This is a genomic window from Marinobacter sp. C2H3, from assembly GCF_037080155.1.
GTDB lineage: Bacteria > Pseudomonadota > Gammaproteobacteria > Pseudomonadales > Oleiphilaceae > Marinobacter.
Genome location: NZ_JBBBNZ010000003.1, coordinates 565,393 through 580,344 on the forward strand (window position 1 = coordinate 565,393; position 14,952 = coordinate 580,344).

13 protein-coding genes are annotated in these 14,952 nt (G+C 66.9%); 3 read left to right on the forward strand and 10 right to left on the reverse strand.

Annotation, left to right across the window (positions count from 1 at the left end; translation table 11 throughout):
- The first annotated feature begins 9 nt into the window (after nucleotides 1-9).
- The gene (locus tag V3388_RS11955) at nucleotides 10-405 is read left to right on the forward strand and encodes an ectoine synthase (RefSeq protein ID WP_336367782.1); all 396 of its coding nucleotides are present in this window, start codon (nucleotides 10-12) and stop codon (nucleotides 403-405) included.
- A gap of 11 nt (nucleotides 406-416) precedes the next feature.
- The gene (locus V3388_RS11960) at nucleotides 417-1,616 is read left to right on the forward strand and encodes an MFS transporter (RefSeq protein ID WP_336367783.1); all 1,200 of its coding nucleotides are present in this window, start codon (nucleotides 417-419) and stop codon (nucleotides 1,614-1,616) included.
- Between the two features lie 119 nt (nucleotides 1,617-1,735).
- Here V3388_RS11960 and V3388_RS11965 read toward each other — a convergent pair whose 3' ends face one another.
- The 7 genes from V3388_RS11965 to V3388_RS11995 form a co-directional block, all read right to left on the reverse strand.
- Nucleotides 1,736-2,911 carry a type III PLP-dependent enzyme gene (locus tag V3388_RS11965; RefSeq protein WP_442915642.1) on the reverse strand — a complete coding sequence of 392 codons (1,176 nt, stop codon included), beginning with the start codon at nucleotides 2,909-2,911 and terminating at the stop codon, nucleotides 1,736-1,738.
- A 160-nt stretch (nucleotides 2,912-3,071) separates the two neighbouring features.
- Nucleotides 3,072-3,890, reverse strand: a complete 819-nt coding sequence (locus V3388_RS11970) for an ATP-grasp domain-containing protein (RefSeq protein ID WP_336367784.1) — start codon at nucleotides 3,888-3,890, stop codon at nucleotides 3,072-3,074.
- A 120-nt stretch (nucleotides 3,891-4,010) separates the two neighbouring features.
- Nucleotides 4,011-6,503 (reverse strand): ATP-dependent helicase HrpB, encoded by a 2,493-nt coding sequence (hrpB, locus tag V3388_RS11975; RefSeq protein ID WP_336367785.1) that lies wholly within the window; start codon nucleotides 6,501-6,503, stop codon nucleotides 4,011-4,013.
- A 516-nt stretch (nucleotides 6,504-7,019) separates the two neighbouring features.
- Nucleotides 7,020-8,222, reverse strand: a complete 1,203-nt coding sequence (locus tag V3388_RS11980; RefSeq protein ID WP_336367786.1) for a YbfB/YjiJ family MFS transporter — start codon at nucleotides 8,220-8,222, stop codon at nucleotides 7,020-7,022.
- A gap of 88 nt (nucleotides 8,223-8,310) precedes the next feature.
- Nucleotides 8,311-9,510, reverse strand: coding sequence for a COX15/CtaA family protein (locus V3388_RS11985; RefSeq protein WP_336367787.1), 1,200 nt, complete (start codon nucleotides 9,508-9,510; stop codon nucleotides 8,311-8,313).
- 15 nt (nucleotides 9,511-9,525) lie between these two features.
- On the reverse strand, nucleotides 9,526-10,191 hold the full coding sequence (locus V3388_RS11990; protein ID WP_336367788.1) for a hypothetical protein: 666 nt from the start codon (nucleotides 10,189-10,191) through the stop codon (nucleotides 9,526-9,528).
- A complete protein-coding gene (locus V3388_RS11995; protein WP_336367789.1) occupies nucleotides 10,166-10,927 on the reverse strand; it encodes an SURF1 family protein in 762 nt (253 codons plus the stop codon). The genes V3388_RS11990 and V3388_RS11995 overlap by 26 nt, the downstream gene beginning before the upstream one ends.
- A gap of 15 nt (nucleotides 10,928-10,942) precedes the next feature.
- Here V3388_RS11995 and V3388_RS12000 point away from each other — a divergent pair, with 15 nt between their 5' ends.
- The gene (locus tag V3388_RS12000; protein WP_336367790.1) at nucleotides 10,943-11,146 is read left to right on the forward strand and encodes a twin transmembrane helix small protein; all 204 of its coding nucleotides are present in this window, start codon (nucleotides 10,943-10,945) and stop codon (nucleotides 11,144-11,146) included.
- An 11-nt stretch (nucleotides 11,147-11,157) separates the two neighbouring features.
- Here V3388_RS12000 and V3388_RS12005 read toward each other — a convergent pair whose 3' ends face one another.
- Genes V3388_RS12005 through coxB form a run of 3 tightly spaced genes read right to left on the reverse strand, consistent with a single transcriptional unit; the run spans nucleotide 11,158 to nucleotide 14,791 of the window.
- A complete protein-coding gene (locus tag V3388_RS12005; RefSeq protein ID WP_336367791.1) occupies nucleotides 11,158-12,045 on the reverse strand; it encodes a cytochrome c oxidase subunit 3 in 888 nt (295 codons plus the stop codon).
- Between the two features lie 15 nt (nucleotides 12,046-12,060).
- A complete protein-coding gene (ctaD, locus tag V3388_RS12010) occupies nucleotides 12,061-13,644 on the reverse strand; it encodes a cytochrome c oxidase subunit I (protein ID WP_336367792.1) in 1,584 nt (527 codons plus the stop codon).
- A gap of 13 nt (nucleotides 13,645-13,657) precedes the next feature.
- A complete protein-coding gene (gene coxB, locus V3388_RS12015; RefSeq protein ID WP_336367793.1) occupies nucleotides 13,658-14,791 on the reverse strand; it encodes a cytochrome c oxidase subunit II in 1,134 nt (377 codons plus the stop codon).
- Nucleotides 14,792-14,952: the final 161 nt, after the last annotated feature.

Sequence of the window (14,952 nt, forward strand, 5' to 3'; positions counted from 1 at the left end):
GGAATGCTTATGAAAATCGTACGAGTGCAGGACATCATCGGAACCGACCGTGAAGTCAGCGCCCAGCAGTGGACCAGTCGCCGCCTGCTGCTGAAAAAGGACGGCATGGGCTTCTCCTTCCACGAGACCATCATCCCGGCGGGCTCCGAGCACACCTTCTGGTACAAGCACCACCTCGAGGCCGTTTACTGTGTTGCCGGCAACGGCTCCATCACCGATCTGGCCACCAACGAAACCCACCAGATCTCCGACGGCACCCTGTACGCGCTGGACAAGCACGACAAGCACATCCTCCGCGGTGGTACCGAGGATATGCGATTGATCTGCGCCTTCAACCCGCCGGTCACCGGCCAGGAAGTCCATGACAAGGACGGCGCCTACCTGCCGGACACCAGCGACAACTGATCCGGCCCGCCGTGGCTGATCAACCGTCTGATCGGACACCGCCACCGCCAGCGCGCCTGCTGCCGGTGGCGGTGTTGCTTTGGCTGGCCGGTGTTTATCTGCGTATTCCCGTGCTGGTGGCGCCGCCGCTGGCCCCCTTTATCAGCGACGACCTGGCGCTGTCCCAGGCCGCCACCGGCGCGCTGACCACCCTGCCGATCCTGATGCTGGCCATTGGCGCCATGCCCGGCGCCCTCGCCATTGCCCGCACCGGACCCCGCAACACCCTCGCCCTGGCCATGGTGATCATGGTGGCCGGCTCCGCCGCCCGGGGCCTGGCCCCGGACGCGCTGACGCTGCTGATCGCCAGCGCAGTGATGGGACTTGGCGTGGCAATGATGCAACCGGCGCTGCCGGCGCTACTGCCGCGCTGGCTGGAACCCCGGCACCTGGCCATGGGCTCGGCCATCTACATGAACGGCATGCTGATGGGGGAATTCATTGGCGCCGGGGTGACCCTGCCGGTGCTGATGCCGGCCCTCGATCACAGCTGGCGCGCCACGCTGGTGGTCTGGTCACTGCCCGCGCTGCTGGTGGCCGCCGCTCTGTTTTTGCCCCGGCGGGACCTGAGCCGTCCCAGGGGCCGGGGCCGCTGGCTGCCAGACTGGCGCAACCCGCTGACCCTGCGCCTGGGGCTGCTGCTGGGACTGTCTGGCTGCCTGTTCTTCGGGCTCAACGCCTACCTGGGCAACCTGCTTCAGCAGCAGGGCCAGTTTGACCACCTTGCGGACGCCCTGTTCTGGTTCAACATCGCCCAGGTGTTCGCCTCCCTGCTGATGCTGCCCATGGCCCGGGTCTGGGTCGGCCGACGCTCGGTGATCGTGATCCTGGCGGTGATCAGCCTTCTGGGCACCGTCGGCGCCACGCTTCTGGACGGCGTCTGGTCCATCGCCTGCGCCACCCTGATGAGCTTCGCGGCGGGTATCCTGCTGATTGTCCTGGTGGCCCTGCCGCCGCTGCTGACAACGCCGGAAGACACCGGCCGCCTGTCCGCCGGGGCGTTTCTGGTGGGGTACACCGTCGCCTTCTCCGTGCCCACGCTGGGAGGCCTGCTGGCGGACGCCACCGGCAACGTGCAGCATGCGCTGTGGGTGATGATCGGCTATGGCGTGGCGGTGCTGCCGCTGGCGTTTTCGCTGGACCTTGGGGGGCGGAAAGCCGGGTTCAGATGAGATTGGGGAGTAAAAGGGGTCAGATGAAACTCATCTGACCCCGGGGTCTATCGCGGAGATTGGGGGTGAACTGGGGTCAGATGAGTTTCATCTGACCCCGGGCTCCCGGGCACCAGGCTTCAGAGGTAATAGTCCTTCAGCGGCGGGAAGCCGTTGAATTCCACCGCGCTGTAGGTGGTGGTGTAGGCGCCAGTGGACAGCCAGTACATGCGGTCGCCGATGGCCAGGTTCAGGGGCAGCGGGTACTTGTGATGTTCGTACATGATGTCCGCGCTGTCGCAGGTCGGGCCGGCGATGACCGCGTCCTCGCCTTCGCCGACTTTCTCGGTCCAGATCGGGAACTTGATGGACTCGTCCAGGGTTTCGATCAGGCCGCTGAATTTACCCACGTCCGTGTACACCCAGCGGTGCAGGGCGGTGCGGGACTTACGGGAAATCAGCACCACTTCACTCACCAGCACGCCGGCGTTGGAAATCAGCGAGCGGCCCGGCTCGATGATAATCTCCGGCAGGATCTCGCCAAAGTCCTCGTGCAGGAAGCGGGCGATTTCCGCCGCGTACACCTTCAGCTCGTTGGTGCGGGTCATGTAGTTGGCGGGAAAACCGCCACCCATGTTGATCATCTTCAGTTCGATGCCGTCCTCTTCCTTCAGGCGCTCGAAGATCACCTTCACCTTGTTCAGCGCCGCATCCCAGGCACCGATTTCCCGCTGCTGGGAACCCACGTGGAACGACACGCCGTACGGTTCCAGGCCCAGGTTGCGAGCGAGGATCAGCAGGTCCATGGCCATGTCCGCCTCGCAGCCAAACTTCCGGGACAGCGGCCAGTCGGCGGTCAGCGTACCTTCGGTGAGAATCCGCACGTACACCTTGGAGCCGGGCGCCGCCCGGGCGATGTTGCGCAGGTCGGCCTCGGAGTCGGTGGCGAACATGCGCACGCCCTTCTCGTAGAAGGTGCGGATGTCCCGGGCTTTCTTGATGGTGTTGCCATAGCTGATGCGGTCACCGGTCACGCCCAGGGCCATCACCTTTTCCAGCTCGTACACCGAGGCGATGTCAAAGTTGGCGCCCTTGTCCCGCAGCAGGGTCAGGATCTGCGGGGCCGGGTTGGCCTTGACCGCGTAATAGACCTTGGCGTACGGGAAGCCTTCAATCAGCTCGTCGTACTGCTGATCGATGATCTGGGTGTCGATCACCACGAACGGGGTGTCCTTGGTGTCGGCAAACGCCTTGATCCGCTTGAAGGTCTCGGGGGTGTAATAATCGGCGATGTTCGGGTTCACGGCATCAATCATGGGTGGTGTGTCCCTCCACGGGGCCCGTTGCCGGGCGTTCAATACAAAAAAAGGCGCTACAACTGTAGCACCCACATCCAATGCGCGCGATCATCCGGCCTTTGCCGCCGGCGCGCCAATGCGCACTTTTACCCATGCCGGAGGCGCCGGCAGCGGCGGCTCAGACAGCGACTGGCCAGGGCGGCGGCGGGTCGATGGGCGTGTCCGGATCCTGGGGCCGGCTCTGGCGGTTCAGATACTCCAGAATGGCCGCCGGCAGGTCGCTGCCCTGGCCCAGGCCCTGGTTGCCAAACAGCCGGTTGAACTCGAACACGTAGGGGTAGCCTTCCACCAGGGCAATGTCGAAACCGGCGTGATCCACCCCCAGAGCCCGAGCCAGCCGCAGGGCCAGGTCGGTGGCGGCGGGCGGCACCGGGGCGGTATCAATCTGTCCGCCCCGGGCCACGTTGTTGTAGAACCCCTGGGGCGCCTGGGTGCGCCAGTAGGCGGTCAGCACCCGGTCACCCACCACTACCACGCGCACGTCCCGGTCGATGGGCAGGTACTCCTGCACGTACAGCACATCCGTGCGTTCGCAGTAGCGCTGCCAGTCGGCACGGTTCTCGATCAGCCAGACGCCCTCGCCCATGCTCGCTTTCGGCAACTTGGCCACGAACGGCAGGGACATGGCGTCCCACAGCATTTCCCGCTCCTGGGGGCCGTTGGCCTCGATCAGGGTCCAGGGGGTGTGCTCGGGGGCGACGGTCTGGAAGGCCCGGGTCATCTCGATCTTGTCGTGGCCGATGCGATAGCTGGCTTCGCTGGGAAACACCCGGCACTTCAGGCCGTGCACCAGGGCATTGAGCTGCCAGTACTCGGGAAACAGCACCCAGTCGGCCTCCTGAAGCAGGGCCTTGTGGCGCAAAAAATGCTCGGGTTTGAGCACCGTGGTATCGGGGAACCCGAGGGTACGGAAGACGTTGAACGACACCAGATGCATGGGAACCGCCGCGCAGATCAGACAGACGACACAGATGAAAAAGCGACGGCATTTTTATGCAGGTTCCGGTTCCTGGCAAGCGCTATTTGTACATAGCGTGCCGGGGGCCGCAAAGCCCCGTCAGCCGCGGCCTCCCGGGCGGGGTTTTACGCCCTGGCGGGGCTCGGCGGTGAGCGGGTCTTCGGGCCAGGGATGCTTGGGGTAACGCCCGCGCATGTCCTTGCGCACCTCCGGGTAAGCGTTCACCCAGAAACTGGCCAGGTCCGCCGTCACCGCCAGGGGCCGCTGGGCCGGCGACAGCAGGTGGATCACCACGGGCACCCGGCCGCCGGCGACCCGGGGCGTGTCGGTCCAGCCGAACAGGGCCTGCAGCTTGGCCGCCAGCACCGGACCGTTGTCCGCCCGGTAGTCCAGGGTGACCGACTGGCCGGTGGGAATGGTCAGGGCCTTTGGCGCCAGTTCGTCCAGCTGCTGTTGCCGTGGGTAAGGCAACAGGCTGTTCAGGGCCGGCCACAGGTCCAGTTCGGCCAGCGCCGACCAGCGGGTCAGGCCGGCGGTGAACGGGGCCAGCCAGTCATTGAGGCGGGCCATCAGGGCCTCGTCGCTGACGTCCGGCCACTCGTCCGGAATCAGCCGCGCCAGCAGCTGCACCCGGGCCTGCCACTGGCGGGCGGACGCGGTCCAGTTGAGCGCACCCAGGCCGCGGCGGCGCACGGCGTCCATCAGGCCTTGCTGCACCAGGGCCGGATCGACCGTGGCCAGCGGCTGCTCCGCCAGGACCAGAGCGCCCAGCCGCCGCACCCGCCGGGCCACCACCGTGCCGCGACGGTCGTCCCAGGTAGCTTCGTCACGGGTCTCGATGTGGCCGGCCATGTCCCGTTCCAGGTCGGCCAGATCCACCGGCGCCGCCAGGTACACGGTGGCCTCCCGGGCATGACCGTCCAGCTCCGCCGCCACCAGCCAGTCTTCCCGACCCAGCGGATCGTCGTCCCGCAGCACCGCGCCCTTGCCATTGCTGAGCTGGTACCGGGGCGCGTCGCCCGGGCGACGTCGGCCCACCCGGTCCGGGTAGGCCTGGGCCAGCAGCCGGCCCACCGCCGGGGCAGCCGGCGCCGTTGCGGTCGATGCGCCGGCGCCCGACACCAGACGACGGGCGGCCTGCCGCACCTGTTTGAGCCGCTGCGGGTCGACACCGCGATGGCCGGATTCCCCGCGCAGTACCCGCACCCGCTCGTGCAGATCCGCACCGGCGCCGGGGCCCAGCAGATCCCGTTCTTCCAGCAGCGCGGCCAGCTCGGCCGCCAGCTCGGCCAGGCCCGGCCCAAGGTCTCGGGCCCGCAACACCATGTGGGCCAGCCGGGGGTGCAGGCCCAGAGCGCGCGCCGCCTTGCCGTGGTCGGTGATGGCGCCGTCGGCATCGAGCAGGTCCAGCCACTGCAGCAGGGTGACCGCCTGCTGCCAGTGGGCGGCCGGCGGCGGATCAATCCAGGCCACGGCGTCCGGCGTGCGGGCGCCCCACTGGGCCAGCTCCAGCACCAGCGGCGCCAGATCCGCCTCGCGAATCTCCGGCGGCGTGTACTCCGCCAGGCCGAACTGTTCCGTTTCGCTCCACAGCCGATAGCAGACCCCGGGCTCGATGCGCCCGGCCCGGCCTTTACGCTGCTCCGCGGAGGCCTTGGAGACCCGCCCGGTCATCAGGCGGGTCATGCCGCTGTTGGGGTCGAACACGGCCCGGCGCTGCAACCCGGCGTCGATCACCACCCGCACGCCGTCGATGGTCAAACTGGTTTCGGCGATGGCGGTGGCCAGCACCACCTTGCGTTCTCCCGCCGGCGCCGGGGCGATGGCCCGGTCCTGCTCTTCGGCCCGGAGGTTGCCATACAGGGGCGCCAGATGCACCCCGGCCGGCAGCTGGCCCGCCAGCGCCTGGGCCACCCGGCGGATTTCCCCGGCCCCGGGCAGGAACACCAGCAAGGAGCCGTCCTGGTCGGCGAGTGCTTCGTGCACGACGGCGGCTACCTGGTCCGGCAGGCGGCTGTTGCGGCCCGCCGGCCGGTAGATCACATCCACCGGGTAGGCCCGGCCTTCGCTGGTGAGGACGGGGGCGTTATCGAGCAGGCGGGCGATGGGGGCGGTGTCGAGGGTGGCGGACATCACCAGCACCCGGAGATCGTCCCTCAGGGCCTGCTGGGTTTCCCGGACCAGGGCGAGGCCCAGGTCGGCCTGCAGGGAGCGTTCGTGGAATTCGTCGAACAGCACGGCGGCGTAGCGTTCGAGCATGGGGTCGTCCTGGATCAGGCGGGTGAGGATGCCTTCGGTGACCACTTCGATTTGGGTGGCGCCGGAGACTTTGCTGTCCAGGCGGGTGCGGTAGCCGACGGTCTGGCCCGGCGCTTCCCCCAGTTGTTTTGCCATGTAGCGGGCGGCGGATCTGGCGGCCAGTCGCCGGGGTTCGAGCATCAGCAGCGTCCGGCCCTGGCGCCAGGGGGCGTCGAGCAGGGCCAGGGGCACCCGGGTGGTTTTACCGGCGCCCGGCGGGGCCTGCAGCAGGGCGGTGGTGTGGTCCGCCAGGGTTTGCGTCAGGTCTGGGAGCAGGTTGTCTATTGGGAGCATGTTTTGTCTGGGCTGGGTTTAGCCTGGGGGTTTGGAGTGGGCGTGGGGGGTGTTTGTTTTTTTGGGTTGAAAAAGAACTCGCTTCGCTCGGACACCTTTTTCGGCCCCAAAAAAACAAACACCCCCCACACCCTGCCGAAAGGCTGAGATATCGCCAGAGGGTAGCATGACTTTGGCCGGGGTTGATGGGCCGAACTGATGGGTCGGATTGATGGGCTGGACTGATGAATTGGGTTGCTGCGTTGGCTTGATGGGTTGAATGGGTGGCTCTCATGGATTGGGTTGAAAGCGGCGGAGGTTTTTGATCAACCAGTCGCGGAGATGAAGGAACCCACGTTCCCCCCACCCCCGTTGAAGGTGCCCCACGAAACCCACTCCCACCAGCGGTATCCCCAATGGTCGAAGACCGAGGGCGAGGGGGGTATTTTCCGTCGGGAGAAACGGTGTCTGAGCGAAGCGAGTTCGTTTCCCCAGAGGAAAATACCCCCCTCGCCCTCGGTCCGCCCCCAAAAAGAACTACCGCCGAAACCCAGAAGGCACCAGAAACGCAAACACAAGCCCGAGGGCCAGGGCGGCGACGCCGATGCCGAAGGCGGAGAGCAGGGTGCCGCCCGCCTCGAGCCAATATTTGGTGAGCCAGGGGCCGACCATCTGGGTGAAGCCGTACAGGGCCACCAGGGCGGCGGACAGGCGCGGCCCCTGTTGCGGGTGCAGGGCGCGGCCGATGCGCAGGGTGAGCAGGACGGTGCCGAGGAAGGTGCTGCCCACCAGGGCCGCGCAAAGCACCAGGCCGACCGGGCCGGGGCTGACCAGAGCGGCCAGGACGCCAAGCAGCTGAATGAGGAAGTTCAGGCGCAGGGCACGGAGGTCGCCGATGCGGGCGCCGAGGTGGTTCCACAGCCAGGAGGCGGGGATGGTGAACAGGGCCGCGATAAGCCAGGTGCCGTCCACCAGCCAGTGGCCGGCGGGCAGCTCCAGGCTGGCCAGCAGGGGCAGGAAGGTCATCGGCAGGATGTAGCCCAGGCCGGCGCCGGCGTAGGAGAGGAACAGCGGGATGCTGGCCCGGTCCAGAAGCGGCTGGTTGGGCGGATGGCGGCCGGTATCGTCCGGGGCCCGGTCCGGGACGTTCAGGGCCCGCAGGCGAACGGTGCCCCACCAGGCCAGGGGCACGGACAGCAGAAGGGCCGGCCACCAGCGTTCGGCGCCGCTCAGGCTGGTGGCGGTGCCGCTGACCAGGCCGCTGGACACCAGCAGACCGATGCCAACGCCAATGTACACCAGCCCGCTCAGGTCGGGCCGGCCCCGCAGCACCAGCCATTCCAGAATCAGCGCCGGCGCCTGCACGAACACCACCCCGTTGGCGACGCCGTTGAGCCAGCGGTTGGCGGCGATGGCGGTGAGGTTGTCGGTCTGGGTCAGGATCAGTGTGGTGACCAGGTGCACCAGCAGGAACAGGGGCAGCATCCGGCGGATGTGGTGGATGCGGTGCCAGCGGATGGCGAGGATGGCGCCGATCAGGTAACCCAGGTAATTCCAGGTGGCCACCGCCGCGCCTTGGGGCGCGGTGACCTGGCCGTCCGCCACCAGGTACGGCAGCAGCGGCGTGAAGATGAACCGGCCCAGGCCGTGTACCACCAGCAGCAGGAGCCCGCCGGCCAGCAGCGTGCCGTAGAGGGAGGGCTCGGATGACGGTGATGAGGACGGCGCAACGGTGGTCATGGATTCGGCCCGATCGTAAGTGTGCTACGTATTGAGAAGCGGGCAGTCTAGGCCAAGACGGGGCGTTTGTCAGGCGCCCTCGCCCCGGTCACACCGCCGCACGCCTGGGGATGAGGGCCGGGCGGTGCTGGCGCAGGGGCCGGGGTTCCGGCAGGTGGTGGCAACGCCAGGCCAGGTGCACCACCGACAGCAGCAGGCCCGCGCCCAGCAGGTTGTGGGTCAGGGCGACCGGTACCGGCACGTGCAGCAGTACGTTGGCGAGGCCAAGGCCAATCTGGCCGGTGAGCAGCGCCGCCACCAGCAGGATGGCCCCGCCAAGCCCGTATGAGCCCCGGCGACGCCATAGTACCGGTAACAGCACCAGAAAATAGACGAGCACCGTGGCGGCGCCCAAACGGTGGGCGACGTGAATGGCCACCCGGCCCCGGGTCTGAAGCTGTCCGCCGAGGTAGTTCGGGCCCACCTGTTGGGTGACGTCAAACCCGTGCCGGAAATCCATACCCTCGGGCCACCACTGGCCCTGGCAGGTGGGCAGGTCAACGCAGGCAACGGCGGCGTAGTTGGCGGCGGTCCAGGCACCAAGGGCGATTTGCAGGCTGACCAGCACCAGGCCCAAATGCAACCAGGGCCGGCAGGCCAGCAGGCCGCGGGAAGCGGGCGCGCCCGGCCGGCGCGTGGGATGGGGCCCGGATCCGGATTCAGGCGCGCGTCCGGACAACCGCCACAGCCGAAGGCTGAGCAGGGCCAGCAGGCTAAGGGTGGTAAAGCCGCCAAGCAGATGCAGGGTCACCACCTGGGGCCAGAGCTTGAGGGTCACCGTCCACATGCCGAACGCCGCCTGGAGGGTCACGAAGCCGGCGATGAACAGCGGCAGGCCCAACGGCAACCGCAGGGATTCCGGAGTCCGGCGACGGCGGTGCCGTATCGCCGTGACCGCCAGCCCGAACACGCTCAGGCTGAGCAGGCCGGCGGCGTAGCGGTGGATCATTTCCGGCCAGCCCTGGGAGGGTATCACCGGGGTGGCTGGAAACCGGGCGTTGGCCAGGGCGATGGCCTGGTCGCTGCCGGGCACCGTGAGAAAACCGTAGCAGCCGGGCCAGTCCGGGCAGCCCAGGCCAGCGTGCATCAGCCGGGTCCAGGCCCCCAGCCCGATCACCAGGAACGCCAGCAGGGTGGTCGCCGTGGCCCAGGCGGCCAAACGCTGGAGCCGGGCCCGATCAGGCTCCCGGCGTTGGGGCTCGGCCCTGGGCTGGGCCTGGTGGAGACTGTGACTGTAGATGCCGCGCATGGGTCACCTCCCCGGTCAGCCGATGTTCGACAGTTTCAGCAGGTGCTTGAGATCCGTGAGTATGTCCTTGCCGGTGTGGGATGGGCCGTAGCGCATCACCAGGTTGCCGTGGGGGTCCACCAGCAGCACGCCGGGCGCCGATGCCGGCACCAGCCCGTCGGGCCAAGCAGGTGTCTGGCCGGGCATTACCGACAGCCGCTCGGTCCGGCCATAGGCCTCGCTCCAGCGTCCGGCCAGGTCATCGGACACCTCCGCCAGCAGCGCCGCCCGGGACACCCGATTGGCGTTCTTGCCCAGGGCGATGTTGACCTGGCGGGTCAGGTACAGCAGCTGTTCACAGTCCGCCCCGCACCGGCCGGCCACCACCAGCAACAGCCATTGGGGCTCGCCCACGGCCGGGCCGAACCGGTGACCGAGGGGTTCGCCGTCGGCGGTCTGCAGCGCCAGGCCGGCCACCGGCAGCGGCGGCTGGATCAGCTCGCCCCGGTTGGTCTGGCCGTTCGGGGTCAGCCAGCCGGTGTAGTACATCACCGTGGCCAGCAGCATGGGGCCAAAGCCCAGCACAAACAGGAGGCCCGCGGTGCGCCGGGCGCGGCGAACGTCGGCAGCGGTGGGTCGCGCCGACGCGTTCGATGCCGCCCCGGAGGGTGATTGGTCAGAGCGGGTCGGGATTGCGTTCATGGCCATCTCCTTGTGCGTTTGATCCGGGGCGTCGGGGCCGACGGCAGGCTCGCCACGTCAGCACGGCCAGAACCACCGCCAGGCTGAACCACTGGGCGGCGTAGCCATAGTGGGTCGTCGGCCCCATCATCTCTGGCGCCCAGTCGGCCCGGAAGGCGCCCCGCTGGGTATCGTCCCGCAGACGGATCAAGTAGGCGGTCAGCGGCCCCACCGACGCTTCCGCCACCGTTCTGGGCAACCGCTGGACTCGCCGGGGCCAGTCGCCGGGCTCGGCCTCGTCGCCCAGGACCGGCGGCTCCGGGTAATCCGCCAGGCGACCGGCCAGGGTGACCGGTGCCGTCGGCACGCTCACCTCTGGCAATTGGTCCCGGCGGGCCGGCGCGGGCACCCAGCCCCGGTTGACCAGTACGGCTGGCCCCAGATCCGGCACGAAGCGGTTGATGACCTCGTAGCCGGGCCGGCCGTCCCGGGTGCGGTTGTCCAGCAACCAGATGGCGTCGTCGTAGTGCCCGGTCACCCGCACCGGCTGGTCTAACGCCATCGGACGGCGCGCCACCTCGGCCCAGGGCAGGGTATCCACCTGCGCCTGCCAGCGGTCCAGCAGGGCCTGCTTCTCGGCCGCCCGGTTCAGTTGCCACACCCCCAGGCTGATCAGGACCGGCATCATCAACCCGGCAAACACCAGCAGGCGTCGCCGGCCCCGTCGCCCTGCTATAGTGTTGGAAGGTGTCTCCACGGGGCGGGCCCCGCCATGCTCAAAGCCATCATTGTGTTGCTGCTGCTCGCCGTGATCGCCAGCCTGTTCAGCGGGCTGTTCTTCCTGATCCGCGACGGCGGCAAAACCCGCCGGGTGGTGCATTCCCTGGCCCTGCGGGTGCTGCTCAGCGTGCTGCTGCTGATCGTGATCATCCTGGCGCTCTGGCAGGGCGGGCTTACCCTGCACCCGACGCCCTGAGCCGGCCATGCTCACAGGATGTACACGAACACGAACAGCCCCAACCACACCACATCCACGAAGTGCCAGTACCAGGACGCCGCCTCGAACGCGAAGTGATGCTCCGTGGTGAAGTGGCCCCGGAATACCCGCACCAGCATGATGATCAGCATCAGCGAGCCCAGGGTCACGTGGGCGCCGTGGAAACCGGTGAGCATGAAAAAGGTGGTGCCGTAAATGCCGGAATGCAGGGTCAGGTCCAGCTCGGTGTAGGCGTGGTGGTACTCAAAGGCCTGCAGCGTGATGAACCCCAGGCCCAGCAGGATGGTGGCACCCAGCCACGCCTTGACCCGGCCACGGTGGCCGCTCTTCAGAGCGTGGTGGGCGATGGTCACCGTTACCGAGGAACTGACCAGCAGCAGGGTGTTGACCAGCGGCAGCCCCCAGGGCCCGATCACCTCCCGGGGGCCCGGATAGCGCGCCGGGTCCGGGTTTTCCAGCAGCGGCCAGGTGGCCCGGAAACCGTCCCACAGCATCGCTGACGAGCCCCGGTCGCCCTCGCCGCCGAGCCAGGGAACGGCAAAGGTGCGCACGTAGAACAGGGCGCCAAAGAAGGCGGCGAAGAACATCACCTCGGAAAAAATGAACCAGCTCATGCCCCAGCGGAAGGTGCGGTCCATCTGGGGGCTGTACAGCCCCGCCCGGCCCTCCCGGATGACATTGCCAAACCAGCCGAACAGCATGTAGGCCATGATCAGGGCCCCGGCGAAAAACACCGCCCAGGGCACCGTGGTGCTGTTGCCCTGACGCCCCTGCACCAGGATGGAAGCCACCCCGAACAGGGTCAGGCCAAGCCCGACCGTGGCAATGATCGGCCACTTGCTCTGGGCCGGCACGTAGTAGGTCTGATGCACCGCCATGGCAGCCTCCTGCGATCAGCGCACCTCCGGCGGGGTGCTGAAGGTGTGATAGGGAGCGGGCGACGGCACCGTCCACTCCAGGCCTTCGGCGCCCTCCCAGGGTTTGGCCGGGGCCGGCGCGCCGCCGCGCACGCACTTGATCACGATAAACAGGAACAGCAGTTGGGTGGCGCCGAAGGTAAAGGCCCCGATGCTGGACACCCGGTTAAAGTCGGCAAACTGCAGGGCATAGTCCGGAATCCGCCGCGGCATGCCTGCCAGCCCCAGGAAATGCATGGGGAAAAAGGCCATGTTCATGCCAATGAACGAGAGCCAGAAATGGGTCTTGGCGAGCACTTCGTCGTACATGTGGCCGGTCCATTTCGGCAGCCAAAAGTAGGCGGACGCGAAGATGCCGAAGATGGCGCCGGGCACCAGCACATAGTGGAAGTGGGCCACCACGAAGTAGGTGTCGTGATACTGGAAATCCGACGGCGCGATGGCCAGCATCAGCCCGGAAAAGCCGCCGATGGAAAACAGGATGACAAACGCCACCGCAAACAGCATGGGCGCCTCGAAGGTCAGCGAACCCCGGAACATGGTGGCCACCCAGTTGAACACCTTCACCCCGGTGGGCACGGCGATCAGCATGGTGGCGTACATGAAGAAGATCTGCCCGGTGAGCGGCACGCCCACGGTGAACATGTGGTGCGCCCAGACGATGAACGACAGCAGGGCGATGGCCACCACCGCGTACACCATGGAGTGGTAGCCGAACAGCGGCTTGCGGGAGAACGCGGGAATGATGTGGGAGACCGCCCCGAACGCCGGCAGGATCATGATGTACACCTCGGGGTGACCGAAAAACCAGAACACGTGCTGGAACAGCACCGGGTCGCCGCCGCCGGAGGCGTCAAAGAAGCTGGTACCGAAGTTGATGTCCATCAGCATCATGGTGACCACCCCGGCCAGGACCGGCATCACCGCCAGCAGCAGGAACGCGGTGATCAGCCAGGTCCACACGAACAGGGGCATTTTCATCAGGGTCATGCCCGGGGCCCGAAGGTTGAGAATGGTGGCGATCACGTTGATGGCCCCCATGATCGACGAGATGCCCATGATGTGAATGGCAAAGATGAAAAAGGTGGTGCTCGGCGGCCCGTAGGTGGTGGACAGGGGCGCGTAGAAGGTCCAGCCGAAGTTGGGGGCACCGCCCTCCATGAACAAGGTGGACACCAGGATCAGGAAGGCGCAGGGCAGCAGCCAGAAGCTCCAGTTGTTCATCCGGGGCAGGGCCATGTCCGGCGCGCCGATCATGAGCGGAATCATCCAGTTGGCGAGCCCGACGAAGGCGGGCATGACGGCGCCGAACACCATGATCAGCCCGTGCATGGTGGTCATCTGGTTGAAGAACTCCGGCTGCACGATCTGCAGCCCCGGCTGGAACAGCTCGGCGCGGATCACCATGGCCATGCTGCCGCCGAGCAGGAACATGGTGAAGCTGAACACCAGGTACATGGTCCCGATGTCCTTGTGGTTGGTGGTCAGCAGCCAGCGGGTAATGCCCCGGGCCGGACCGTGGCCGTAGCCCTCGGTATGGCTCTGTGCAACCGTGCTCATGGCGCTCTCCCTGTCAGGGTGACGAATGCTGTTTGCGATACGCCACGATGTCCTGGGGCGTGACCTTGTCACCGGTGTGGTTGCCCCAGGCGTTGCGCTCGTAGGTGATCACCGCCGCCAGATCGACCTCGCTGAGCTGCTTGCCGAAGGCCTGCATGGCGGTGCCCTGGCGACCATTAAGCACCACCTCGATGTGGCCGTTGGCATCACCGGTGGCCACCGGGCTGCCGTTCAGCGCCGGGAACGCCGGCGGTGCGCCGGAGCCGTCCGGCTGGTGGCAGGCGGCGCAGGTGGTCTGATAGACCTGCTCGCCCCGGGCCACCAGTTCCTCCAGGGTCCAGTCCTTCTCGGTGAGCAGGCGTTCCTGCTCGGCGGCGGCCTTCTGGTCACTCACCCAGGCGGCGTACTCCGGCGCCGGCACCGCCTTGACCACCACCGGCATGAAGCCGTGGTTCTTGCCGCACAGTTCGGCACACTGGCCCCGGTACAGGCCGGGCTTGTCGATGCGGGTCCAGGTTTCGTTGATGTAGCCGGGGATGGCGTCCTTTTTGACGCCCAGGTCCGGCACCCACCAGGAATGGATGACGTCGTTGGAGGTCACCAGAAAGCGGATCTTGCGGCCCACCGGCAACACCAGCGGGTTGTCCACCTCCAGCAGGTAGTGCTCGTTCTTGGTCTGGCGGTTGTGGATCTGGTCCTGGGGGGTGACCAGGTTGGAGAAGTAGCCGAAGTCGTCGTCCACGTACTGGTAGCGCCATTTCCACTGGTAGCCGGTAATGCGAATGTCCAGGTCGGCGCCGGAGGTGTCGTAGATATCCATCAGGGTCGCCGTGGCCGGCACCACCATGATCACCAGAATGATCGAGGGGATGAGGGTCCAGAGCACTTCAACGGTGGTGTTTTCATGAAAGCGGGCCGGCTTGTGGCCCCGGGACTTGCGGTGGGCAACGATGGCGTAGAACATAACGCCGAATACGACGACGCCAATGGCCACACAAATCCACAGAATGGCCATGTGCAGCCCGAATATATCGTGGCTGATGCCCGTCGCGCCCGGCCGGAGATTCACCGTCCAGTCGGCGCTGGCGTCCATCGCCGTCACCAATCCAACCAACAACGCTACCGTTCGCCTGGCCCACACGCACATACCGCGTCTCCAGAGGCTGTTGTTCCTGTTGTTGCTCTTGTTGTTCCTGGCGAGTCCCGGTTCCCCTCCAGGGCCTCTCCCGGAGTATAGACAGGGGGTTCGGAAAGGTTAAAAAATCGCCTAAATCCAAATGTGCTAACACGCTACCACTCATAATCAGA

Excerpts from the sequence above, each read along its gene's own strand:
- V3388_RS11955 (WP_336367782.1), top strand. The coding sequence starts at position 10 with ATGAAAATCGTACGAGTGCAGGACATCATCGGAACCGACCGTGAAGTC.
- V3388_RS11965 (WP_442915642.1), bottom strand. The coding sequence starts at position 2,911 with ATGATTGATGCCGTGAACCCGAACATCGCCGATTATTACACCCCCGAG.
- V3388_RS11970 (WP_336367784.1), bottom strand. The coding sequence starts at position 3,890 with ATGCATCTGGTGTCGTTCAACGTCTTCCGTACCCTCGGGTTCCCCGAT.
- hrpB (WP_336367785.1), bottom strand. The coding sequence starts at position 6,503 with ATGCTCCCAATAGACAACCTGCTCCCAGACCTGACGCAAACCCTGGCG.
- V3388_RS11980 (WP_336367786.1), bottom strand. The coding sequence starts at position 8,222 with ATGACCACCGTTGCGCCGTCCTCATCACCGTCATCCGAGCCCTCCCTC.
- V3388_RS11985 (WP_336367787.1), bottom strand. The coding sequence starts at position 9,510 with ATGCGCGGCATCTACAGTCACAGTCTCCACCAGGCCCAGCCCAGGGCC.
- V3388_RS11990 (WP_336367788.1), bottom strand. The coding sequence starts at position 10,191 with ATGAACGCAATCCCGACCCGCTCTGACCAATCACCCTCCGGGGCGGCA.
- V3388_RS12000 (WP_336367790.1), top strand. The coding sequence starts at position 10,943 with ATGCTCAAAGCCATCATTGTGTTGCTGCTGCTCGCCGTGATCGCCAGC.
- V3388_RS12005 (WP_336367791.1), bottom strand. The coding sequence starts at position 12,045 with ATGGCGGTGCATCAGACCTACTACGTGCCGGCCCAGAGCAAGTGGCCG.
- ctaD (WP_336367792.1), bottom strand. The coding sequence starts at position 13,644 with ATGAGCACGGTTGCACAGAGCCATACCGAGGGCTACGGCCACGGTCCG.
- coxB (WP_336367793.1), bottom strand. The coding sequence starts at position 14,791 with ATGTGCGTGTGGGCCAGGCGAACGGTAGCGTTGTTGGTTGGATTGGTG.